Source organism: Eubacterium sp. CAG:156 (assembly GCF_000434315.1).
GTDB lineage: Bacteria > Bacillota > Clostridia > Lachnospirales > Lachnospiraceae > Eubacterium_U > Eubacterium_U album.
In genome coordinates, this window is sequence record NZ_FR878160.1 from 17,270 (window position 1) to 40,961 (window position 23,692).

The window sequence follows — 23,692 nt, forward strand, 5'->3', positions numbered from 1 at the left end:
AATGAAAAATTTTTGCATAATTACAAATAATAATAAAGATAAAGATTATGTTTTATCAAAAAAAATCGAAGGCTTTATTACTGAAAAAGGCGGAACGTGCTTTATTTCTGAAAATTCAGATTTAACAGATGAAAAATACAATTACACAAATCCGGATAAGATGCCTGAAAATCTTGAGTGTGTCATTACAATTGGTGGTGATGGAACGCTTTTACAGGCAGCACAGGATTTAATGTCAAAAGATATTGTGTTTTTGGGGATTAATAAAGGAACTTTAGGTTTTTTAGCAGAAGTCAGTGTTGAAGATATAGAAGATGCATTATATAGATTGCTTATGGATGATTTTAAAATTGAATCACGAATGATGTTGAAGGGAACAATAATAAGAAATGATAAAGAAATATATTCAGCATCTGTATTAAATGATATTGTAATTCATAGAGGTGCAGACATTAGAATTTCTGATTTTTATGTTCATGTAAATAATCAGTTACTTGGTAAATTTCAGGCTGATGGCATAATTTTATCAACACCTACAGGGTCTACGGCTTATAATTTATCGGCAGGAGGACCTATTGCAAGACCTAATTCAAATTTAATTATTCTTACACCAATTTGTGCTCACTCAATAGGACAGAGAAGTATAGTGTTATCAGATGAAGATAAGATAGAAGTTACAATAGGTACATGTAAGAACCCAAAAGGAGAATTTAGAAGAATTTCTTTTGACGGAGATAATATAGTTGAGGTTGAATCAGGAGATGTTATAGCAATTGAAAAGTCACAGGTTTCAACAAAATTAGTGAAGCTTGATGATAGCAGTTTTTTACAGACAGTAAAGAAAAAAATGGGAGATAAATAGTGAAAGTTCAAAGACAGCGAAAAATTGTAGAGTTAATAACTGAAAAAGACATTGAAACACAGGAAGAATTGGCAAAATGTCTTGTTGATGAGGGTTATGCCGTAACGCAGGCAACTGTTTCAAGAGATATAAGAGAACTTAACCTTACTAAGGTATCTATTAATGGTGGAAAACAAAAATATGTATTACCTCACAGTAAAAACATGACTATTAACAGCAAATATATAAGGGTTTTAAAAGATGGAATACTTTCCATGACATGTGCAGGAAATCTTTTGGTAGTACGAACTGTTGCAGGGATGGCAATGGCTGTAGCTGCTGCTATTGATGCAATTAATATGAAGGAAGTTGCAGGATGTATTGCTGGAGATGATACAATTATGTGTGCGATAAGAGATGCACACGATACTGAAAATGTAAAAAAAAATTTAGAAAGTTTTATTATATAATGGCTAATTAACCTGTGAATTTGGAGAGATGTGCAGGCTAGGAGGAAATATGTTACTTAATTTACATGTAAAAAATTTAGCATTAATAAAAGAAGTTGATGTTGATTTTACAAATGGTCTTGTAGTTTTGACAGGGGAAACCGGAGCAGGAAAATCGTTAATTCTTGGTTCAGTGAATATTGCTTTAGGTAAAAAAGTTGAAAAAGACATTATTAGAAAAGGTGCAGAATATGCACTTGTTGAATTAACGTTTTGCATTGATTCAAGATTGAAAGAAAAGTTAGAACAATACGATGTTTATCCGGAAGATGAAAATATAATAGTGGTTTCCAGAAAAATAACCTATGGTAGAAGTGTGTCTAAAATAAATGGAGAAACTGTTAGCCTTACAACTTTAAAAAATGTAATGGATTTACTAATAGACATACATGGCCAGCATGATCATCAGTCTTTACTTTATAAAAATACACATCTTCAGATTTTAGATAAATATGCAGGTGAAGAGGTAAAAGAACTAAAAAATACTATTTCCGACAAATACAGTCAATATATTGAAATTAAAAAAGAATTAGACAAATTCGATATGGACGAAACAAAAAGGCTTAGAGAATGTGAATTTGCCGAATTTGAAATTAATGAAATTGAAGCAGCCAATTTAAGTTTAGGTGAAGATGATGAAGTAGAGAATGAGTTTAAAAAATTATCAGGTTCTGAAAAGATTATGTCTTCGCTTTCGGATGCATATCAGATTATGGGATATGAAGGTAATCAGGGTGTGTGTGAGTGTATAAGTCGTGTTGGATATGATTTATCGGAAATATCAGATATAGATTCTAAATTATCGGATTTACAAAAACAGATATATGATATAGATGATATGTGCAAAGGACTTGCCAGAGAAATATCAGATTATATAGATGAAGTAAATTATGAGCCTCAAAGAGTTGCTGAAGTTGAAGAAAGATTGAATCTTATTAATCATTTAAAATTAAAATATGGACAGTCAATTGAAAAAATATTAGCTTATAAAGGTGAAAAGCAGGCATATTTGGATAGTTTAAATAATTATAATTTGATGAGAGAAGAGACAAAAACAAAATTAGATAAAGAGATGAGCGAGTTAGTTGTATTATGTGATAAACTTTCATCTCTTCGTAAAAAATATGCTATAAAACTTGAAGAAACGGTTGTTAAGGCTCTTGAAGATTTGAATTTTTTATCTGTTAAATTTAAAATTAATGTATCGAAAAAAGAAAATGTATCAGCTAATGGACAGGACGAAGTTGAATTTTTAATTTCTACAAATCCAGGAGAAGAAGTAAAATCTTTAGCAAAGGTCGCTTCCGGAGGTGAGTTGTCAAGAATAATGCTTGCTATTAAATCAATACTTGCCGGTGAAGATGAAATTGATACAATGATTTTTGACGAAATTGATACAGGAATTAGTGGAAAAACTGCACAGATGGTAGCGGATAAATTGATGGGCATAAGTAAGGAACATCAGGTTATTTGTATTTCGCATTTGGCTCAGATTGCGGCTATGGCAGATTCACATTATCTAATTGAAAAAAATACTGATGATGAGTCAACTGAAACGAATATATATAGATTATCAAGAGAAGATTCGATAAAAGAGCTGGTAAGAATTAGCAGTGGAGGAGAAATTACCGAGACAGCTATAAAACATGCTACAGAAATGAAAGAAATGGCAGAACGTGCAAAATTAGGTCAGTTTTAAAGTTATATTACTACATAAACTAAGAAGGAATAAAATATTCCTTCTTTTTTTATTTGTGTAAATAATAATAAAGTATATTTTATGCTGAATTGGTGTATATCACAAAAAATAATCAGAAAGTAACAAATAAAGGCTTTCTTATATTTGTTAAAAAGAAGGAGAATAGGAGGATAAATGAGTATGAAACAAATAAATAAAAATACACGTAGAGCTAAAATTTATAAAAGATATCTGATAGTTTCCATAATTATAGGGTCGATTATGGTGTTTGTAACAGGTAAAGAATATATAGAAAAAAATATTCCTAAGGAACTTACGGCAGCTTACAATTCTTCAAAAGATTACGATAGTGGAATTAATTATGAGTATGATGTAAAAAGTGCCAGCGCTCAGATAAATGGAAGTGATACTAAAATATATGCATGTGGAATGCCTGTAGGTCTATATCTTCACACAGATGGAATAATGATTATAGATTATGCAGGTTTTGAAAGCATAGATGGCAACAAGGTTACACCATTGAAAAATAAAGTAAAAAAAGGCGATTATATTGTAAAAGTAAATGGAAAAAAAGTAGATTCAAAACAGGAAGTAATTGATTTAGTCGAAAAAAGCAATGGGGAAACAATAGAACTTACTATAAAAAGAAATGATGAAGAAATAACAGAAAAAGTAAAACCTGTGAAGAACAAAAATGGAATATACAAAATTGGACTTTGGGTTAGAGACGATACACAGGGATTAGGAACTATTACTTTTGTTACTTCAAATGGAATTTTTGGGGCATTAGGACACGGCATAAGTGATTTAGATACAGGAGATATGGTTACTTCATTTTCAGGAAATCTTTATTATGCAAATATATGGGGGATTAAAAAGGGAAAAATAGGAGAACCGGGAGGATTTTGTGGAAGCATAGATTATAACGAAGAAAATAAGGTTGGTACAATTACAAAAAATTGTGAAACAGGATTGTTTGGCAATGTTGATTTAAAGAAAATTGATGTAGAAAAATTTAAAGAGGTTTCAGTTGCTAAAACAGATGAAGTAAAATGTGGAAAAGCAAAAATTATAATTTATAAGGATGGTAGATATAACGAGTATGATATTAATATTAATAGAGTTAGAAAGAGGGCAAATCAGAACAAAAATCTCGTGATTGAGGTTGTAGACAAGAAACTTTTAAGTAAAACAAATGGCATAATTCAGGGGATGAGTGGAGCACCAATTATTCAGAACGATAAACTAATAGGTGCGGTTACTCATGTGCTTATAAATGACCCACATCAAGGGTATGGAAGCCTTATAAGTAACATGATTCAATAATTTCATTGAATAAAAAACATTTTTTTAATATAAATTGTCATAAATATGGTATAATTATTCATAAGTATAAATTACAAAGGAGAGACAAATGGCTTCAAGACGATCAGAAAATATTAGTGAAATGAGTAATTTTGAAATAATTAAGGAAATGGAGGACTTGTTAAAGAAGTATAACAGAAAAACTGATAAGGCAATTTACAAAAAAAGCATTGTTAAGTTATTACAGAGTGCAGAAGTAATATTAGCTGCAGATGTTGATTTTAAGAAAGCTCAAACAGATGGGGAATTTTTAGAAAAAGTAATTCTGAAAACAGATGTAGTTAAAGATTCTGAAAGAAAAAGAATGTTACCTATATTTACTTCTTTTGATCAGATACCGGATGATTATGCAGAACACTTTTCATTGATAAGAGTTCAGTCAAGAGTATGTTATAATCTTATGAATGAAAGAGATGACATCGATGGATTGGTTATAAATCCGTTTACAAAATCAATGCCATTAATAAAGAAAGTTGATGATAATCCGATAAGAAAAACAGAAGTTAAGGCTGAAATTGATGACTTTGTTTTAGTACACAATGGCGAAAGATATGTAGTTAATAAATGGCCGTTTACTATTGGTAGAGTGGGAACGGATATTGAAATTAACGAATCATATATTTCCAAAATTCACACTATTTTAGTATATAAGGATGGAAAATATATTATTGCTGACAACGATTCAACTAATGGAACTAAGGTAAATGGAATCTTACTTAAACCAAAGGTACCTGTTGTATTACACAGCGGATATAAAATACTTATTGCGGATGAAGAGGAATTTGAAGTCTATATAAACGAATAAAGTTTTTGACTTTTGTAAACCTGTTTCGACATTTTGTTTATCGTTTATTGACATAAATAATCGTTATATAAAAATTAAATCCAGATATGTAAACCACAATGTCATATACAGTCGAATATTGCGATTTGTTTAAGTTGAATCGCGTTTAATAACTAATTATAATTTATCTTGTTGAATGAACAGATAATTCGTGGCGCTGTGATTAAGTCATTCTAAACAATAATGTATTAGGAGAATATATATGGATAAGATTAGGGTAGCAATAGTAGATGATAACGATAAAATGGTTGAAATGATGGATGAGTATTTAGGCTCAGATGATGAAATAAATGTAATTGGCAGAGCAAAAAATGGAGAAGAAGCATTTGATTTGATTAAGGGGACCAGTCCTGATGTAGTATTACTTGATTTGATTATGCCTAAAATGGACGGTCTTTCTTTGATGGATAAGATACATAAAGACGGAACTATGATAAGGATGCCTTTTTTTATAATAACTTCTGCAATAAGCAATGAAGCGGTTATTCAGGATTCATTTAATTATGGAGCGGGATATTATATGTTAAAGCCTTTTGAAATGGATATGATTGTAGACAGGGTAAAAAGTGCAAAAGGAATTAACGGGAAAAAAATTCCAGAAAATAAAAAGATAATTGCTCCACTTGAAGATATGCAGAAATTTATGGAGAGAAATATTGAAAGCGACGTTACTAATATTATTCATGATGTTGGAGTTCCAGCGCATATTAAAGGGTATCAGTATTTGAGGGAAGCGATTATAATGTCCGTTAACGATAATGAAATGTTAAATTCCATAACAAAAATTCTTTACCCATCAATTGCAAAGAAATTCCAGACTACACCAAGTAGAGTTGAAAGAGCAATAAGACATGCCATTGAAGTTGCATGGAACAGAGGAAAAATGGATACAATTGATGAATTGTTCGGATATACAATAAATGCAGAAAAAGGTAAACCGACAAATTCAGAATTTATAGCATTAATTGCTGATAAGATAAGAATTGAATATAAATGTAGATAGTTGTACTTTAAAATAGTCACAAAATACTATATACTAGATAATAAGAGAAAATCTATATGTACAGGAGGTTCTAGATATGAAGAAAATATTATTTGCGGCATCGGAATCTGTACCCTTCATTAAGACTGGCGGGCTTGCAGATGTAGTAGGTTCGTTACCTAAGTGGTTTGATAAAAAAGAATATGATGTACGTGTTATTATTCCAAAATATATGTGCATTGATGAAAAATGGAAAAGCAAAATGCAGTATGTAGACCATTTTTATATGGACTTATGTTGGAGACGTCAATACGTCGGAATTTTGCAGATGGAACTTGATGGAGTAACATATTACTTTATTGATAATGAATATTATTTCTCAGGACCAAAGCCTTATGGAGATGTAAGATATGACCTCGAAAAATTTGCATTTTTCTCAAGAGCAGTATTGTCAGCACTTCCTGTTATTGGATTTAGACCTGATATTATACATTGTCATGACTGGCATACAGGACTTATACCTGTATATCTCAAAGATAGTTTTGCGTATAGCGAGTTCTATCAAGGCATTAAGTCAATTATGACAATACATAACTTGAAATTCCAAGGTGTTTGGGATATTAACACAATTAAAGATATTGCAGGACTATCAGATTATTATTTCACATCGGATAAATTAAAAGACTATGATAATGGTAATTATTTAAAGGGTGGAATAGTATATGCAGACTGGGTTACAACAGTAAGTGATACATATGCAGAAGAAATAAAGATGCCTTTCTATGGCGAAGGGTTAGACGGCTTGCTTAGAGCAAGGTCTAATTGCCTGTCAGGTATTGTTAACGGTATAGATTATGATGAATATAATCCGGAAACAGATGAGAATATAGCAAAGAATTACAGTGTAGCTAATTTCAGAAAAGAAAAAGTAAAGAATAAAGTTGCTTTACAAAAAGAATTAGGATTAGAAGTAGACCCTAAGAAGATGATGATTGGTTTAGTAAGCCGTTTGACAGATCAGAAAGGTTTGGATTTAGTTGCATACATAATGGATGAACTTTGTTCAGATGCAATTCAGTTTGTTGTTCTTGGAACAGGTGAAGACCGTTACGAAAATATGTTCAGACATTTTGATTGGAAATACGGACAGTCAGTTTCAGCAAATATTTACTATTCTGAAGCAATGTCTCATAAAATATACGCAGCATGTGATGCGTTCCTTATGCCTTCATTATTTGAACCATGTGGATTAAGTCAGTTAATGAGTTTAAGATATGGAACAGTACCTATTGTAAGAGAAACAGGTGGATTAAAAGATACTGTTGAACCATATAATGAATTTGAGGGAACAGGAACAGGATTTTCATTTGCAAATTACAATGCTCATGAGATGTTAGGAACAATAAGATATGCTGAAAAAGTATTCTATGATAAAAAGAGAGATTGGAATAAGATTATAGAAAGAGGAATGAAAGTCGATTTCTCATGGAAAACTTCAGCGGAAAAGTATAAGAATTTATATGACAATTTAATAGGATAATATATTCAAAAAAGTTTTAAACGATATTAATGAATATATATGATATAGAAGGAAAGATTGCTTATGCAGTCTTTTCTTTTTTTGGATTTTTTTAAAACATGGGTGGTCCAAATGTTTATAGAAATTTTTTGCTTTTTATTAAGCATGGAAATCCAGATTTTTATAGAAATTTTTTGGGCCTATGTCAAGTGTAGGAATCCGAGTATTTATAAAAAATTTTGCACATATATCAAGCATAGGACTCCAAGTTTTTATGGAAATTTTTTGATGTTAAAAAATTACGAATAAATAATTTAAAAGAAGAAATACTAAATTAGGTAATGATAATTAGGAGGTACAATATGAGTAATTTATCAGAACTTGATTTACAGAATTTAAGACATTTAATTACAGGATATGAAACATGTGGTGAAAAGATGTCATGTTATGCAAAAGAAGCTACTGATCCTGAAGTAAAAAAATTTTTTGAAGATGGCGTTAATTCAGCAACACAAAATAAAGAAAAATTAATGAAATTTTTAGGATAGGAGAAGTAATAAAATGCAGGAAAAATATATGGTTATTGATTCATTAGAAGGAATTAATTCTGAGATTGAGAAGTTTGGGAATATGATTCCTCAGACGGAAAATAAAGAATTAAAACAGACATTAAAAGAGATGAGAAATAAATGTGAAATGTCACAGGAACAGTTAGCACAAATTGCTACAGCAAAGAATTATTATGTTCCGGCAGCACAGGCATCAGAACAGGAAATTCAGTCAGTAAAATCTATATTTCAGTAGTAAAGTTAATTTAGTATACAAATAAAGTAGTAAAAATACTTTAATAAAAACATGTTTTAAATTAAATTTATCAAATTAAAAAAATCCGCCATCTTTTTTGATGGCGGAAAATGTACATATTAAATAATCTCCTGTATACCTGTTATATCAGGAGTGATTGCCATAGAATAGTTTGTATGGTAAATAACAAATCCTGGCATAGCACCGGCAACTTTTTTTACCTGTTTTCTTTGAATGTAATCAATTTCGACTTTATCCTGATTACATCCCTTAGAAAAATGAGCAGCAAGTCTTGCAGCCTCTTCAAATGTAGCGTCAGGTAATTCCTTACCCTCACATTTGACAATTACGTGAGAACCCGGGAAGGTTTTGCTATGGAACCACCAGTCATTACCGTTTGCAACTTTAAATGTAAGGTTTTCATTTTGAATGTTGTTTTTTCCAACATACATATGAAATCCATCAGAGGAAATGAAATGTAAAGGCTTATTTACTATTTTTTCTTTTTTTCCTGTTCGCTTAAATTTAATATATCCGGTCTGAATTAATTCATCCTTAATCGCTTTTAAGTCATTTTCGCTTGTAGCAATATCAATTGAAGCACTGACAGTTTCAAGGTAATCAATAGATTTTTTTGTCTCTATAATAATATCTGATAATGCTTCATTAGTACGTTTTAATTTTGCGTATTTGTCAAAGAATTTTTTCGCATTTTCAATTGGTGAAATAGTAGGGTCAAGCGGAATTGATATTGGCTCATTAGTATAAAAATTAATTGTATCGAATTTCTTGGCGCCGGGTTCAATTGAATAACCATAAGTTGTAAGTAATTCACCATATACTTTATATTTATCTTTTTTTAATGTATCTTTCATTTGCTTTTCCTGAATAGCAAATTTTTTTCTGTCTTTTTCTAATGCGTTTGTTACGACACGCCTTAAGTCAGAAGATTTTTGCCTCATACGTGTATGCAAATTTTTCTTGGCATAATAGTTCCTTAACAAAGAACTCATGTCGTCGTAAATAATTTCATTACAGTCTGAATGAGTAGAAAGACGTACAGCTGAAAAATCTACAGGTAAATCATCTTTTTCATATATAACAGGTGTAAATTCACCTTTTTTAATTTTGTTCATTAATTCATAAAATTGAATCCAGATTAAGTTTTGATTCCCATGTTCTAATACGTTTGCAGGAATTGATGAATCAAATTTTGCAGCATAACATATGCTTTCAGCAATAGTTGGACTAATTCCGGTAAAGGAAGTGTAAATTGCTTTTGAAAGATTAATCGGTTTAGAGAATACTGTGTTAAAGAATTCTTCTTTTGAAACTGATAATGGGTCAAATTTATCCATTGTATCAGGAATGAAATAGTCTTTTCCGGGGAGAACCTGTCTTACAGAACTCATAACGGCTGATACATGTTTTATGCTGTCTAATATCATATTATTTTCATCACAGAAAATAATATTGCTGTGTTTGCCCATTAGTTCGACAATTAAATGCTTTTGTCTTATGTCTCCTAAATCATCTAAATGCTGTATTTCAAAATCCAGGATTCGTTCAAGTCCCGGCTGTGTAATGTTTATGATTCGTCCATTATTTATATGTTTTCTGAGTAACATACAAAAGTTAGGAGCTGTCATTGGACTAGGTTTAGATTCTTCAGTTATGTATGTTAATGGAAGGCTTGCATTAGCTGAAATTAAAAGTTTGTATTGAGCTTTGCCATTTTTAATAGTTAATGTGAGCTCGTCATTTTCTGTCTGGGCAATTTTATACAGTCTTCCATCTGTAAATTTATTTTTAAATTCCTGTGCCAAAGCAGCAACAGTTATTCCGTCAAATGCCATAATTTGAAATTCCTTTCGTATATCGAAATTTTAAAGTTACTGATAATATAATAATGTATTTTTCATTTTATTATTTTATGAATTTCAAGTCAACCTTGACTGAATATTTCAAATGAATTATAATAAGTTGAATTATGGCATTGTATGCTTAAAAAGAAATGAATGGTGAATGATATGCTATGTAGTATGACGGGATTTGGAAGAAGTGAAGTGTCAGTAGGAGAGAGAAAGGTTACTGTTGAAATTAAATCAGTTAATCATAGATTTCTTGAGGCAGGCATAAAACTTCCAAAAAAATTAAATTATTTAGATGGAGATATTAGAAGAATATTAAAATCTAAGATTGAAAGAGGAAAAGTAGATGTTTTTATTACTTATGAAAACACAGGTGAAGGAAATGTCTGCTTGAAGTATAATTCTGAACTTGCAGCTGAATATTACAATATATTTAAGAAAATGAGTGATGAGTTAGGAATAGACAATGATATAACAACATCTAAATTAGGACGTTGCCCTGAAGTTATAATGATGGAGGAGCAGAGTGAAGATGAGGATGAATTATTACACATTGTTGAAGATGCAATGATACAGGCATGTGATAAGTTGGTTCAGGCAAGAAATGCAGAAGGCGAAAGACTTAAAGCTGATTTAATGAATAAGTTAGACAATATAGAAAAAAATGTTTTATTTATTCAGGAAAAGTCCCCTTTAATTGTTGCGGAATATCGTGAAAAAATTAATGAAAGATTGCATGAATTACTTGAGGATAATCAGATAGATGAAGGCCGAATTGCACAGGAAGTAACAATTTATGCAGATAAGATATGTGTAGACGAAGAGATAATAAGACTGCTTAGTCATATTAAGGCTATGAGAGACAGTCTTAATAGCAATAAAGCTATAGGTAGAAAATTGGATTTTATTACTCAGGAAATGAATAGAGAAGCTAATACTACTTTATCAAAGACGTCTAATCATGAAATTGCAGATGTGGCAATCGAATTAAAGACTGAAATCGAAAAGATTAGAGAACAAATACAGAATTTGGAGTAAGAGTAATGAGTAAACAGGGTAAATTATTAATTATTTCAGGTTTCTCAGGTGTTGGAAAAGGAACTGTAGTTAATAAATTAATAGATAAATACGATGATTACACAATTTCAATTTCAGCTACAACGAGAAAACCAAGAGTTGGAGAAGTTGATAAGGTAAATTATTTCTTTGTTAGTAAAGAAGAATTTGAAGATATGATAGCTAATAATAAATTGTTAGAATATGCACAGTATGTTGACAATTATTATGGTACTCCGCTTGAATTTGTTAATGAAAAGTTAAATGAGGGCATTAATGTTATTCTAGAAATTGAAACTCAGGGCGCTTTGAAGGTAAAAGAGATAATGCCTGAAGCAATGATGATTTTTATTCTTCCTCCAAGTGCAGAGGAGTTAAAAAAACGTTTGGTCGGCAGAAACACAGAGTCTATGGAAGTAATAAATAAAAGACTCATGAAAGCAGCTGAAGAAACAATATTTATGGATAATTATGAATATTTCGTTGTTAACGATGAAATAGAAGGTTGTGTCGAAAAAATCAATTTAGTTGTGAATAACGATACAACAGGAACAGCTTCAAAAAAAGAAGTTGAAGAAATTAAAAATGATATTAAAAAATTTTCGAAAGGAGAATAAATTATGTTACATCCATCATATTCAGATTTAATGGCAATAGCAAACAGCGACGTTGAGGAAGGTGAACATCCGGTAGTACAAAGCAGATATTCAATTGTTATGGCTACATCAAAGAGAGCAAGACAGATAATTGCAGGTGATGCACCACTTATTGATGATGCTGATGATAAGAAACCACTTTCTATCGCAGTAGAAGAATTATACAAATCTAAGATTAAAATCTTAGGAGACGACGAAAGCGAAAATTAGAAAATAAGGGAGGCTTTTGTAGAATGACATATAGAATGATTCATTTTACAAAAGTCTCTTGTTTTGTAGGAGATAAAATGAAAATCTTATTTATTTCATTAGGTTGTGATAAAAACTTAGTTGATTCAGAGCACATGATAGGACTTTTAGGAAAAGCAGGATATGAATTTACTTCTGATGAAACTGAGGCTGATATTATAATTATAAATAGTTGTAGTTTTATTAAAGATGCAAAAGAAGAAAGTATTGAAACAATATTTAATATGGCAAGAATGAAAGAAGAAGGAAATTGTAAAGCTTTGGTTTTAGCAGGATGCCTTGCGCAAAGATATCATGAAGAAATTAAAGATGAAATTCCTGAAATAGACATTGTTGTTGGTACTACGGCTATTGATGATATTGTAACTATAGTAGAAGATTATTTTAATAAGAATGAAAAAAAGCAATATATTAAAAATATAAATCTATTAGCCGGTACAAAAGCACCACGTGGTAATGCTGGAACAGACAGATATGCTTATTTAAAAATTGCAGAAGGTTGTGATAAACATTGCACATATTGCATTATTCCAAAAATCAGAGGAGACTATAGAAGTGTGCCAATGAAAGATTTAATTGCTGAAGCAAAAGATTTAGCTAAGTCAGGCATACGCGAGTTGATTTTGGTTGCCCAGGAAACAACAATGTATGGAAAAGATATATATGGAGAAAAAAGACTTCATATTTTATTAAAGGAATTATGCAAGATTGAAGATATCGAATGGATTAGAGTGTTATACTGTTATCCGGAAGAAATATATGATGAATTGATTCATACCATTGCAAGTGAAGATAAGATATGTAATTACTTAGATATTCCTATTCAGCATGCAAGTGATAATGTATTAAAACGGATGGGACGAAGAACAACTAATCAGGAATTAAGGGATGTTATTGCAAAACTAAGAAAAGAAATACCTGACATAGTACTTCGTACAACTTTAATTACAGGATTTCCCGGAGAAACACAAAAGGATCATGAAATTCTTATGAATTTTGTGGATGAAATGGAATTTGAAAGATTAGGTGTATTCACATATTCAAAAGAAGAAGGAACACCTGCTGAAAAGATGGAAAATCAGATTCCGGAAGAAGTTAAAGAAGAACGTAGAGATGAAATTATGGAACTTCAACAGGAAATTGCCTTTGATTTTTCTGAAAAAATGATTGGAAAGGTTATGAAGGCTTATATTGAAGGAAAAATTTCAGGAGAAAACGCATATATTGCAAGAACATATATGGACATACCGGGTGTCGACAGTAATGTTTTTGTAATTACCGATGAAGAATTAATGACGGGTGATTTTGTAAATGTATTAATTACAGGCTCAAATGATTATGATTTGATAGGTGAACTTCAATACAAATAGATGAGAAGGAGATAAAAAGATGAATTTACCAAATAAACTAACGGTTTTCAGGGTGATTTTAATACCGTTTTTTGTATGTTTTATGTTGGCTGATATTTTTGGAGGTATAGACAAATATATCGCTGTTGGAATATTTATTGTTGCAAGTTTAACAGACTTACTTGATGGAAAGATTGCAAGAAAATACAATCTTGTTACAAATTTTGGAAAATTTATGGATCCATTAGCAGATAAACTGTTGGTAAGCGCTGCTTTAATTTGTTTATCAGAAAATAAAATTCCAGTATGGATTGTAATTATAATTATCAGTAGAGAATTATTTATCAGTGGATTTAGAACACTTGCTGCAGATAAAGGAGTTGTTCTTGCTGCAGGTTGGTGGGGTAAATTTAAAACAACATTCCAAATGATTATGATTATTGTATTAATTATTGATTTGCCTTATACATTTATGGGAGTTATAGGAACTGCTTTAATATATATATCATTAGCTCTCACGATTATTTCAATGGTAGATTATGTATATAAGAATGTAGATGTACTAAAGGGATAATATTTTAAAAATATTTATATGTACAACAAATATACGTTGTCTGAAATAGTCAGGCATTTAGCTTAAAATAAATTAAGTAAAAATAAAAGGATAGGTGTCTGCTTAAGTAGGCATCTATGTTTTTATATAAATATATTTGGCTGGTCTTAATGCAGTATGCTAATAATAAAATCCCACAACTGACCGGGAGAAAGGAGTATTCAATTAATATATAAGATAATTGAAGTGGATGGAATAAAATGAATTTAGAGGAAAGATTAGTTAAAATGTTATTAGATAGAAACGAAAAAGTTTCTACAGCAGAATCATGTACAGGAGGCTTAGTGGCTGGAAAGATTGTAAATGTTTCAGGAGCATCTGAAGTATTTGACGAAGGATATGTAACTTATGCTAATAAATCAAAAGCAAAATTATTAGGGGTAAGTAAAGAAATTTTGGACAATGAAGGAGCTGTAAGTAAAGAATGTGCAATGGAAATGGCAATTGGATGCGCAAAAGCAGCAAATGCCCAGCTTGGATTATCCACAACCGGAATTGCGGGACCGGGAGGAGGAACACCTGATAAACCTGTAGGGTTAGTTTATTTTGGATGCTATTATAATGGAGAAGTTTCCTGTGAAAAGCATATATTTAAAGGAGATAGATATGAAGTACGTACTCAGGCTGCAGATAAAATTTTGGAAATTGCCTTAAATAAAATGACTTTAAAAAATTAAGTAAATGCTATACAAAACAAAATATTATAAAAAATGATTGAATAATACTTAATTTTATTATAGAATCTTATAGACGAAAAAAGGATAGGAGGCCCACTAATGTTTTATAATGAATATAGCAAAGAAAAATTGCAGGAAGAATTAGAAGGACTTTACAAAGAGTACAATAAGATTAAGGAATCCGGAATTAGTTTGGATATGTCAAGAGGAAAACCGGGACCTGACCAATTAGATTTGTCAATGGATATGTTAGATGTATTTAATTCAGAAAGTGATTTAAAGACATCAAACGGTTTAGATTGCAGAAATTATGGCGCTTTAGACGGAATTCCGGAAGCTAAAAAAATGATGGCTGATATTATGGATTGTAATCCGGAAAATGTTATTATTGGCGGAAATGCAAGTCTTAGTTTAATGTATGATGCAATTTCAAGAGCATATACACATGGAATTATGGGTGAAACTCCTTGGTGTAAATTAGATAAAGTAAAATGGTTATGCCCGGTGCCTGGATATGACAGACATTTTGGTATTACAGAACATTTCGGTATTGAAATGATAAATATTCCACTTAAAGAAGATGGACCTGATATGGATATGATTGAAGAATTAGTTTCTAAAGATGCATCTATAAAAGGTATTTGGTGTGTACCAAAATATGAAAATCCAACAGGATTGTCTTATTCAGATGAAGTTGTAAAAAGAATGGCAGCACTTAAACCGGCAGCTAAAGACTTTAGAATTTTCTGGGATAATGCATATGCTATTCATCATTTATACGATGAAGAAGAAAAACAGGATACTATATTAAATATTATTGATGAATGTAAAAAAGCAGGAAATGAAGATATGGTGTACGAATTTGCATCAACATCGAAAGTTACATTCCCAGGTTCAGGGATAGCTGCGATAGCTTCATCTGTAGCAAATGTTGATGAAATTAAGAAGAGAATGTCAGTACAGACAATCGGATTTGATAAAATGAATCAGCTTCGTCATGTAAAATATTTCAAGAATGCTGAAGGTGTAAAAAAACATATGGCTAAACATGCAGCTAAATTAAGACCAAAGTTTGAAGCAGTATTGAAAATGCTTGATGCTGAATTAGATGGATATGGAATTGCTACATGGACAAAGCCAAATGGTGGATATTTCATATCTTTTGATGTTATGGAAGGCTGTGCAAAGAAAGTAGTAAATATGTGCAAAGAAGCAGGAATGGTTCTCACAGGGGCAGGAGCACCTTTCCCATATGGAATAGATCCTAAAGATAGCAATATTAGAATTGCACCATCATATCCTTCACCTGAAGAATTGATCGATGCAAGTAAAATATTGATTGTTTGTACAAAAATTGCAGCAATTGAAAAATTGCTTGAAACTAAGTAAAATAATAATATTTTGAAATATTAGGATTAAGTTTGCTTTTGATGTCATTATGCAATTATTATTTTTGATAATTTATGATAAAAAATAAATCTAAAAATAAATATATAAATAAGCCGTATGAGTAATTAGTGCGATAGAATGCAACATAATTTTCATACGGCTTTAATTGTATCCGGACGAATGTTTGAAGATGGAATCGTTAGTTGTCATGCATTGGAGAGACTAATCTTATGGTTTGATTAGGATTGGTTTGTAACTATTCAAATATATACTTAAATTGTTAATTGTCTGTAATATATATTTAAAATGCTGATTGTGACGATAAAGTTTTAATAAAAATATTTAAACAATAAATTTAATATTGCAATTTAAATATAAAATGTGATATTATAATAGCGTCCGTAATAAAAAAAGGTTGACATTGGTTCAATGTTATAATAAGATAATAACATAACGAACATAAGTTCGAACAGAAAGGGAACGAAATGAATAAAGAAGATAAATTAAAAGCACTCGATGCAGCGATTGCTAAGATTGAGAAAGATCATGGTAAAGGATCAATTATGAAACTTGGGGATTCAAGGGCGCAGATGAATGTAGATTCAACACCTACAGGTTCATTAAGCCTTGATATAGCACTTGGAATTGGAGGGATTCCTAAGGGAAGAATTATTGAAATATATGGCCCTGAATCAAGTGGTAAGACAACGGTTGCATTACATATGATTGCTGAAGTACAGAAACAGGGCGGAGTTGCAGGGTTTATTGATGCTGAACATGCACTTGATCCGGTTTATGCTAAGAATATTGGTGTTGATATAGATAATTTATATATTTCACAGCCTGATTTTGGTGAACAGGCATTAGAAATTGCCGATACAATGGTTCGTTCAGGAGCAGTTGATATAATTGTTGTTGATTCAGTTGCGGCATTAGTTCCTAAAGCTGAAATTGATGGCGAGATGGGTGATACACATGTAGCACTTCAGGCAAGACTTATGTCACAGGCATTAAGAAAATTAACAGGTGTTATAAATAAGACGAATTGTTCTGTTATTTTCATTAACCAGTTAAGAGAAAAAGTTGGGGTTATGTTTGGTAATCCGGAAACCACAACAGGTGGTAGAGCATTGAAATTCTATTCATCTGTAAGACTTGATGTTAGAAGAGTTGAAACATTAAAAGCAGGTGGAGAGATGATTGGAAACCGTGCTAAAGTAAAGATTGTTAAGAACAAAGTAGCTCCTCCGTTTAAAGAAGCTGAGTTTGATATTATGTTTGGTAAAGGAATATCTAAAGAAGGAGATATTTTAGATTTAGCATCTAAAATTGGAGTTATTGTAAAGAGTGGCGCATGGTATGCATATAATGGTGAGAAGATTGGTCAGGGTAGAGAAAATGCCAAGATATATCTAAGAGAACATGAAGCTGCTATGAACGAAATAGAAAAGAAAGTTCGTGAACATTTTTCTTCACATGATGAGGAAAGTGAATCAGAAAAGCAGGATAATGGTAAGGTAGAGGAATAACATGCACTATATTACTGAAATAAAAGATATAGGAAAGAAATGTAGAATTATAATCGATGACGATATCGTAGTTCAATTATATAAAGGAGAAGTTCGAAAACTGGGAATAAAAGCAGATTCTCAGTTTTCGAATGAGTCTTATAATGAAATGTATAATATCTTAAATAAGAGAGCGCGTGAGCGCTCATTATTTTTATTAAAAGATATGGATAAGACAGAAAAACAGATAAGAGATAAGTTAAAATTAGGTGATTACCCGGAAGATATAATAAATAATGCAATTGAATTTTTAAAGAAATATGGTTATGTAGATGATATACGATATGCGAAACTCTATATATCCTCTAAACAAAATTCGAAAAGTATAAAACAAATAGAACTTGAATTATATAAAAAAGGAGTTAATAAGGAAAATGTCAGTAAAGTTCTTTTAGAAATGGATTTATCTAATGAAGAGGCATTAAATAAATTAATAGAAAAGATTATAAAAAAATATGATTTGAATGATAAAACACAGTATAACAAGATGTGCAGATATCTGTTAGGAAAAGGATTTTCTTATGGAGAAATACAGGAAGCACTATTTAAGTACACCAACTATGATACGGAATGGTAATGCACAAATGTTAGTTTGTTCAATTAATATTTATACAATATGTAGTAAGAAATGATGGTATATGTGACAGGATAAGTACCCCTTTTTACTTGACATAACATTGATTTGGGAGTAAAATTAATTTGTTGTGTTTGTACAATGAAAATTTAATAAGGAGGTGCTCCTGTGAAACCAGAATTAGTGGCTATTATAGTAGTTGCAGTCGCAGTTGTATTCTCTATTATTTCCTCAGTTATCACTTCGTTATATAGAAAGAATGTAAGTGAAAAGAAGATTGGAAATGCTGAAAGCAAAGCAAGAGAAATCATAGATGAGGCAATTAAAACAGCAGAATCTAAGAAGAAAGAAGCTTTATTAGAAGCAAAGGAAGAAAATCTCAAGACAAAGAATGAGTTAGACAAGGAAGTAAGAGAACGCAGAGCTGAGATTCAACGTTACGAAAAAAGAGTTCTTAACAAAGAAGAAACCATTGATAAAAAGATGGATAGCTATGAAAAGAAAGAAGCTGCACTTAAGGTTAAAGAGGAAGAGTTAGCTGTTATGAAAGCTAAAGTTGAATCACTTAATGAGCAGCGTGTACAGGAATTAGAAAGAATCTCTGGATTAACCTCCGAACAAGCAAAAGATTATTTATTGAAAACTGTTGAAGAAGAAGTAAAACATGAAACAGCGAAATTAATCAAGGAAAATGAAGCAAGAGTAAAGGAAGAATCTGAAAAGAGAGCTAAGGACATAATTGTTAATGCAATTCAAAAATGTTCAACAGATCATGTTTCAGAAACTACAATTTCAGTTGTAAATCTTCCTAATGATGAAATGAAAGGTAGAATTATTGGTAGAGAGGGAAGAAATATTAGGACAATAGAAACTCTCACTGGTGTTGATTTGATTATAGACGATACACCTGAAGCAGTAATTCTTTCAAGTTTTGATCCAATTAGAAGAGAAGTTGCAAGAATTGCACTTGAAAAGCTGATTGTAGATGGACGTATTCATCCGGCCAGAATCGAAGAGATGGTTGAGAAAGCTCAAAAAGAAGTTGAAACAATGATTAGAGAAGAGGGTGAAGCAGCATCCTTAGAAGTTGGAGTACATGGATTACATCCTGAACTTATAAAACTCTTAGGAAGAATGAAGTTCAGAACAAGTTATGGACAGAATGCCTTAAAGCATTCAATTGAAGTTGCTCATTTATCAGGGTTGATAGCAGCTGAAATCGGATTAGATGTTCGAGTTGCTAAGAGAGCAGGTTTATTACATGATATAGGTAAATCTGTTGACCACGATATGGAAGGAACACATATTCAGTTAGGTGTTGATATTTGTAGAAAATACAAAGAATCTGCAATTGTAATTAATGCAGTTGAAGCACATCATGGTGATGTTGAACCTGAAAGCCTTATTGCCTGTGTAGTTCAGGCAGCTGATGCGATTTCAGCGTCAAGACCGGGTGCTAGAAGAGAAACACTTGAAACATACACAAACAGATTAAAACAGTTAGAAGATGTTACGGACTCATTTGAAGGAGTTGAGAAGTCTTTTGCTATTCAGGCAGGAAGAGAGATTCGAGTTATGGTAGTACCTGAGAAAGTATCTGATGCTGATATGGTACTCATGGCAAGAGATATTTCTAAACAGATAGAAGCTGAGTTAGAATATCCTGGTCAGATTAAAGTTAATGTAATTCGTGAAAGCAGAGTAACAGATTATGCTAAATAGATTTTAATTACATAATCATTCGGCTATACGAAATAATACTTTATAAAATTATAAAAAAGTGCAAGTTAATTGCACTTTTTTTTTATTATGATATACTTTTACAGAAAAGATGTTGGAGGTAAATATATATGGCTAAAATTGGATTTATCGGAATGGGTAATATGGGATATGCAATGTTAAAGGGTGCTTTACGTGAATTTGATGTACAGGATATTGTATTTTATGATGTAAATGTAGATAGAATGAAGCAGGTTTCTAATGAAACTAAAGTTGATTATCTTGATTCTAATGTACATGTTGTACGTAGTGTTAAATATTTAATACTTGCGGTTAAACCTCAGTTTTATAATGATGTCTTAAAAGATATAGCAGATGAAATAGAAAAAGAAAATGTTGTTATTTCCATCGCACCGGGAATTACAATTAAACAATTGAAAGACAGAATTGGATTTGATGCAAGAATTGTTAGAGCAATGCCCAATACTCCGGCGTTAGTTGGTGAAGGTATGACAGGAGTTGCTTATAATCCTACAGAATTTAATCTGGAGGAAAAACATATTATTGAAAAGATATTTAAAGCAATTGGTAAGATGAAAATTGTTAATGAAAAACTTATGAGTGCAGTTACATGTGCTAGTGGAAGTTCACCAGCATATGTATTTATGTTTATTGAAGCACTTGCAGATGGAGCAGTAAGATGTGGTATGAGCAGACAGGATGCATATGAATTTGCAGCTCAGACAGTTTACGGCTCAGCAAAGATGGTTTTAGAAACAAAGGCACATCCGGGAATCTTAAAAGATATGGTTTGTTCGCCGGCAGGAACAACAATAGATGCTGTTAAGGTTTTAGAAGATAATGGATTTAGAAGTGCAATTATGAAAGCAACAGAAGCTTGTTTTGATAAGTGTGAAAATATAAAATAATTTGTCGTTTTTTATAAATGTCTATTTGATTTTTGAAATATGGAGTGGAGAAATATATGAAGGAGTTTAATAGAATAAATAGAGAAATTGTTTATAAAGGTGCCATAATTGATTTTTGTAAGGATACAATTATTACACCGAAGAATCATACTGTGAAATGGGATTTGATAAAACATAAAGGTGCTGCAGCAATTATTCCTGTAACGAATGATGGAAGAATAATTATGGTGAGACAGTGGAGAAATGCAGTAGACAAGTTTTCATTGGAAATTCCGGCAGGAGGTTTAGATGGAGCAAATGAACCTACTAAAGTATGTGCAGCCCGTGAACTTGAAGAGGAAACAGGTTATACATCTGAAAAAATCGAATTTTTACAGACATTAATTCCTGCAATAGCATATTCTCAGGAAAAAATAGATGTATATGTTGCTTTTAATTTAAAAGAGTCTCAGCAGAATTTCGATGAAGACGAAGATATTACATTAGAAATATATTCTGTAGAGGAATTGTTAGAAAAGATTATGAAAAATGAAATTAACGATGCCAAAACTGTTTCGGCAATTTTAACATATTATAATAAGTATTGTTGTAATAAGTGATAAAATAAATGTAATTGCATATTATATAATACACTTTAATGAAGAGTGATTATATGGTAAGATGGCAGTTCTCAAAAACTAAATTTAGAATCTGTGCATTTATACTCGGAAATATTATAGGATTTATGATGTTTAGGTATTTATGGACAGATTCTTATTTTGTAAATAAATATTGTGAAAGTTTGTTGATAGATAGAAAGTTTGTTCAAATAAAATTAGATAGTATGATTTTTTTTACTATATATTACGAAATGAAAAAAATGATATTTCTAAATTTTATTGGAATAACGAAATATAGAAAATATTTTATAGATATATATATTGTTTATGTTGGTTTAACTTTTATGATTCAGTTATGTATGTTGTTGAAAAGACCTGGGTTTATTTTCATAGTATCAGTATTCATATATATATTGGAAAAAAGTCTTCAATTGCTTTATGTTTTTTTTATCGAAAAATATATGATTAATTATGAACAACAAACAAAAACAAACATAAAATATAAATGCGTTATTATGGGAAATCTCCTTTTCATAAATATAGGATTTATAGGAATTCTTAGTTCCTTTATTGCATTTATATTTAAAATTATATTTTTTTAATAAAATATTTTGACCAATATGTAGTTGATTAAAAATGAATCAAACGATATATAGTGTATTTATTGCAAAAATAATATATTTATATAATTTTGAATGTAAATAGATGCAAAAATGTGTTTGATTTTATCGTAAAAGAAATATATAATTAATAGTAATCGACTATAAAATGACACATAATATGCGACTATAAAATCTTTTGTGTGATGTTGTTTTAGGATGAATTAGGAGACGGAATATGCATTTGGAAATTGAAAAATTTATAATAAAATTGCATAAAGAAAAAGATATTTCTGAAAATACTGAATTATCATACAGAAGAGATTTGAAGAAACTTGTGGATTATTTAGAAAATAAAGGAATAGATGATTTTAAACAGATAAATGAGAGTGATTTAGTTGGATATGTTGAATGTTTGCATAAATTAGGACGTAAATCATCTACTATAACAAGATCAATAGTAAGTATAAAATCCTTTTTTAACTATCTGTTTAACGAGGGATTGGTCGAGAAAAACTATGCCTTAAAATTAGTAGCTCCTAAAATAGAAAAACATGCACCTAATGTATTGACTTTAAATCAGGTTGATGCACTTTTAAGTGCACCTAGTGGAGATACTCCAAAAGAATTGAGAGATAAAGCAATGCTAGAATTACTTTATGCTACAGGAATGAGAGTTACAGAGATTATCACATTAGAATTAAAAGATGTTAATCTTGAGTTAGAATATGTAGTTTGTCATGACAGAACAAAAGAAAGAATGATTCCATTTGGTAGCGATGCAAAAAAAGCATTAGTAATGTATCTGAGAAATGGAAGAGATTATTTGCTTGGCGATAATGAAAGTGATTGCCTGTTCCTTAATTGCTCAGGAAAAACAATGAGCAGACAGGGCTTTTGGAAAATTATAAAACAGTATGGTAATAAAGCGGAAATAGATATGGAAATCACTCCGCATGTGTTAAGACATACATTTGCAACGCATTTAATTAATAATGGTGCAGCATTAAAGTCTGTACAGGTTATGCTTGGACATTCAGATGTGTCAACAACCCATATGTATTTGAATCCTGAAAACAGGCAGATAAGGGAAGCTTATGATAGGGCACATCCTAAAGCATAGGTTATATAAAAGAGTAATTAGTATATATGAATTGAATGCAATAAATAAAACTGTGGTTGATAAAGCCATGGTTTTTATTATCCGGTAAAGTTTTAGATAGTTTAATATAGAAAAATCCGACAGTACTAAAATGTGATATGATACCTCTAAAGTAGACA

At 30.8% G+C, this 23,692-nt stretch carries 23 protein-coding genes; 22 read left to right on the forward strand and 1 reads right to left on the reverse strand.

Translation table 11 applies throughout. From position 1 onward, the window contains the following. Window position 1: 1 nt before the first annotated feature. The 9 genes from ABMA45_RS06245 (at window position 2) to ABMA45_RS06285 (ending at window position 8,563) form a co-directional block, all read left to right on the forward strand. Window positions 2–862, forward strand: a complete 861-nt coding sequence (locus ABMA45_RS06245) for an NAD(+)/NADH kinase (RefSeq protein ID WP_022089028.1) — start codon at window positions 2–4, stop codon at window positions 860–862. Next, entirely contained in the window at window positions 862–1,311 is a 450-nt protein-coding gene (argR, locus tag ABMA45_RS06250; protein WP_022089029.1) for an arginine repressor, read from the forward strand. The genes ABMA45_RS06245 and argR overlap by 1 nt, the downstream gene beginning before the upstream one ends. Window positions 1,312–1,360: 49 nt before the next feature. Continuing rightward, entirely contained in the window at window positions 1,361–3,049 is a 1,689-nt protein-coding gene (recN, locus tag ABMA45_RS06255; protein ID WP_022089030.1) for a DNA repair protein RecN, read from the forward strand. A gap of 180 nt (window positions 3,050–3,229) precedes the next feature. Then, window positions 3,230–4,375 carry a SpoIVB peptidase gene (gene spoIVB, locus ABMA45_RS06260; RefSeq protein ID WP_022089031.1) on the forward strand — a complete coding sequence of 382 codons (1,146 nt, stop codon included), beginning with the start codon at window positions 3,230–3,232 and terminating at the stop codon, window positions 4,373–4,375. Between the two features lie 88 nt (window positions 4,376–4,463). Beyond that, entirely contained in the window at window positions 4,464–5,219 is a 756-nt protein-coding gene (locus ABMA45_RS06265; RefSeq protein WP_022089032.1) for an SseB family protein, read from the forward strand. Between the two features lie 241 nt (window positions 5,220–5,460). Further along, entirely contained in the window at window positions 5,461–6,261 is an 801-nt protein-coding gene (spo0A, locus tag ABMA45_RS06270) for a sporulation transcription factor Spo0A (RefSeq protein ID WP_022089033.1), read from the forward strand. 76 nt (window positions 6,262–6,337) lie between these two features. Then, window positions 6,338–7,780: a glycogen synthase GlgA gene (glgA, locus tag ABMA45_RS06275; protein WP_022089034.1), complete on the forward strand. Its 1,443-nt coding sequence runs from the start codon at window positions 6,338–6,340 to the stop codon at window positions 7,778–7,780. Window positions 7,781–8,121: 341 nt separating this feature from the next. Then, complete coding sequence (locus ABMA45_RS06280; protein WP_022089035.1) at window positions 8,122–8,307, forward strand: hypothetical protein; 186 nt, start codon at window positions 8,122–8,124, stop codon at window positions 8,305–8,307. 13 nt (window positions 8,308–8,320) lie between these two features. Then, entirely contained in the window at window positions 8,321–8,563 is a 243-nt protein-coding gene (locus ABMA45_RS06285; RefSeq protein WP_022089036.1) for a spore coat protein, read from the forward strand. 119 nt (window positions 8,564–8,682) lie between these two features. On the opposite strand, the gene ABMA45_RS06290 is transcribed toward ABMA45_RS06285, so the two are convergent. Then, a complete protein-coding gene (locus ABMA45_RS06290) occupies window positions 8,683–10,419 on the reverse strand; it encodes an Rqc2 family fibronectin-binding protein (RefSeq protein WP_022089037.1) in 1,737 nt (578 codons plus the stop codon). A 174-nt stretch (window positions 10,420–10,593) separates the two neighbouring features. Here ABMA45_RS06290 and ABMA45_RS06295 point away from each other — a divergent pair, with 174 nt between their 5' ends. The 13 genes from ABMA45_RS06295 to xerD all read left to right on the forward strand — a co-directional run bounded on the left by ABMA45_RS06295 (window position 10,594) and on the right by xerD (window position 23,534). After that, window positions 10,594–11,472 (forward strand): YicC/YloC family endoribonuclease, encoded by an 879-nt coding sequence (locus ABMA45_RS06295; protein WP_118565128.1) that lies wholly within the window; start codon window positions 10,594–10,596, stop codon window positions 11,470–11,472. Between the two features lie 5 nt (window positions 11,473–11,477). Continuing rightward, entirely contained in the window at window positions 11,478–12,107 is a 630-nt protein-coding gene (gene gmk, locus ABMA45_RS06300) for a guanylate kinase (protein WP_022089039.1), read from the forward strand. 3 nt (window positions 12,108–12,110) lie between these two features. Then, window positions 12,111–12,356: a DNA-directed RNA polymerase subunit omega gene (gene rpoZ, locus ABMA45_RS06305; protein WP_022089040.1), complete on the forward strand. Its 246-nt coding sequence runs from the start codon at window positions 12,111–12,113 to the stop codon at window positions 12,354–12,356. A 77-nt stretch (window positions 12,357–12,433) separates the two neighbouring features. Beyond that, window positions 12,434–13,765, forward strand: coding sequence for a 30S ribosomal protein S12 methylthiotransferase RimO (rimO, locus tag ABMA45_RS06310; RefSeq protein WP_347993763.1), 1,332 nt, complete (start codon window positions 12,434–12,436; stop codon window positions 13,763–13,765). Between the two features lie 19 nt (window positions 13,766–13,784). Continuing rightward, complete coding sequence (gene pgsA, locus ABMA45_RS06315; RefSeq protein WP_022089042.1) at window positions 13,785–14,318, forward strand: CDP-diacylglycerol--glycerol-3-phosphate 3-phosphatidyltransferase; 534 nt, start codon at window positions 13,785–13,787, stop codon at window positions 14,316–14,318. A 239-nt stretch (window positions 14,319–14,557) separates the two neighbouring features. Further along, entirely contained in the window at window positions 14,558–15,034 is a 477-nt protein-coding gene (locus ABMA45_RS06320) for a CinA family protein (protein WP_022089043.1), read from the forward strand. 99 nt (window positions 15,035–15,133) lie between these two features. After that, window positions 15,134–16,423 (forward strand): hypothetical protein, encoded by a 1,290-nt coding sequence (locus tag ABMA45_RS06325; RefSeq protein ID WP_022089044.1) that lies wholly within the window; start codon window positions 15,134–15,136, stop codon window positions 16,421–16,423. A gap of 485 nt (window positions 16,424–16,908) precedes the next feature. Further along, on the forward strand, window positions 16,909–17,952 hold the full coding sequence (gene recA, locus ABMA45_RS06330) for a recombinase RecA (protein ID WP_022089045.1): 1,044 nt from the start codon (window positions 16,909–16,911) through the stop codon (window positions 17,950–17,952). A gap of 1 nt (window position 17,953) precedes the next feature. Then, window positions 17,954–18,568, forward strand: a complete 615-nt coding sequence (locus ABMA45_RS06335; RefSeq protein ID WP_022089046.1) for a regulatory protein RecX — start codon at window positions 17,954–17,956, stop codon at window positions 18,566–18,568. 165 nt (window positions 18,569–18,733) lie between these two features. Beyond that, entirely contained in the window at window positions 18,734–20,287 is a 1,554-nt protein-coding gene (gene rny, locus ABMA45_RS06340) for a ribonuclease Y (RefSeq protein WP_022089047.1), read from the forward strand. Between the two features lie 128 nt (window positions 20,288–20,415). Further along, window positions 20,416–21,213 (forward strand): pyrroline-5-carboxylate reductase, encoded by a 798-nt coding sequence (proC, locus tag ABMA45_RS06345; RefSeq protein ID WP_022089048.1) that lies wholly within the window; start codon window positions 20,416–20,418, stop codon window positions 21,211–21,213. 56 nt (window positions 21,214–21,269) lie between these two features. Beyond that, on the forward strand, window positions 21,270–21,812 hold the full coding sequence (locus tag ABMA45_RS06350) for an NUDIX hydrolase (protein ID WP_022089049.1): 543 nt from the start codon (window positions 21,270–21,272) through the stop codon (window positions 21,810–21,812). Between the two features lie 837 nt (window positions 21,813–22,649). Continuing rightward, on the forward strand, window positions 22,650–23,534 hold the full coding sequence (gene xerD, locus ABMA45_RS06355) for a site-specific tyrosine recombinase XerD (protein WP_022089051.1): 885 nt from the start codon (window positions 22,650–22,652) through the stop codon (window positions 23,532–23,534). The last annotated feature ends 158 nt before the right edge of the window (window positions 23,535–23,692 follow it).

Excerpts from the sequence above, each read along its gene's own strand:
- ABMA45_RS06245 (WP_022089028.1), top strand. The coding sequence starts at position 2 with ATGAAAAATTTTTGCATAATTACAAATAATAATAAAGATAAAGATTAT.
- recN (WP_022089030.1), top strand. The coding sequence starts at position 1,361 with ATGTTACTTAATTTACATGTAAAAAATTTAGCATTAATAAAAGAAGTT.
- spoIVB (WP_022089031.1), top strand. The coding sequence starts at position 3,230 with ATGAAACAAATAAATAAAAATACACGTAGAGCTAAAATTTATAAAAGA.
- ABMA45_RS06265 (WP_022089032.1), top strand. The coding sequence starts at position 4,464 with ATGGCTTCAAGACGATCAGAAAATATTAGTGAAATGAGTAATTTTGAA.
- spo0A (WP_022089033.1), top strand. The coding sequence starts at position 5,461 with ATGGATAAGATTAGGGTAGCAATAGTAGATGATAACGATAAAATGGTT.
- glgA (WP_022089034.1), top strand. The coding sequence starts at position 6,338 with ATGAAGAAAATATTATTTGCGGCATCGGAATCTGTACCCTTCATTAAG.
- ABMA45_RS06280 (WP_022089035.1), top strand. The coding sequence starts at position 8,122 with ATGAGTAATTTATCAGAACTTGATTTACAGAATTTAAGACATTTAATT.
- ABMA45_RS06285 (WP_022089036.1), top strand. The coding sequence starts at position 8,321 with ATGCAGGAAAAATATATGGTTATTGATTCATTAGAAGGAATTAATTCT.
- ABMA45_RS06290 (WP_022089037.1), bottom strand. The coding sequence starts at position 10,419 with ATGGCATTTGACGGAATAACTGTTGCTGCTTTGGCACAGGAATTTAAA.
- ABMA45_RS06295 (WP_118565128.1), top strand. The coding sequence starts at position 10,594 with ATGCTATGTAGTATGACGGGATTTGGAAGAAGTGAAGTGTCAGTAGGA.
- gmk (WP_022089039.1), top strand. The coding sequence starts at position 11,478 with ATGAGTAAACAGGGTAAATTATTAATTATTTCAGGTTTCTCAGGTGTT.
- rpoZ (WP_022089040.1), top strand. The coding sequence starts at position 12,111 with ATGTTACATCCATCATATTCAGATTTAATGGCAATAGCAAACAGCGAC.
- rimO (WP_347993763.1), top strand. The coding sequence starts at position 12,434 with ATGAAAATCTTATTTATTTCATTAGGTTGTGATAAAAACTTAGTTGAT.
- pgsA (WP_022089042.1), top strand. The coding sequence starts at position 13,785 with ATGAATTTACCAAATAAACTAACGGTTTTCAGGGTGATTTTAATACCG.
- ABMA45_RS06320 (WP_022089043.1), top strand. The coding sequence starts at position 14,558 with ATGAATTTAGAGGAAAGATTAGTTAAAATGTTATTAGATAGAAACGAA.
- ABMA45_RS06325 (WP_022089044.1), top strand. The coding sequence starts at position 15,134 with ATGTTTTATAATGAATATAGCAAAGAAAAATTGCAGGAAGAATTAGAA.
- recA (WP_022089045.1), top strand. The coding sequence starts at position 16,909 with ATGAATAAAGAAGATAAATTAAAAGCACTCGATGCAGCGATTGCTAAG.
- ABMA45_RS06335 (WP_022089046.1), top strand. The coding sequence starts at position 17,954 with ATGCACTATATTACTGAAATAAAAGATATAGGAAAGAAATGTAGAATT.
- proC (WP_022089048.1), top strand. The coding sequence starts at position 20,416 with ATGGCTAAAATTGGATTTATCGGAATGGGTAATATGGGATATGCAATG.
- ABMA45_RS06350 (WP_022089049.1), top strand. The coding sequence starts at position 21,270 with ATGAAGGAGTTTAATAGAATAAATAGAGAAATTGTTTATAAAGGTGCC.
- xerD (WP_022089051.1), top strand. The coding sequence starts at position 22,650 with ATGCATTTGGAAATTGAAAAATTTATAATAAAATTGCATAAAGAAAAA.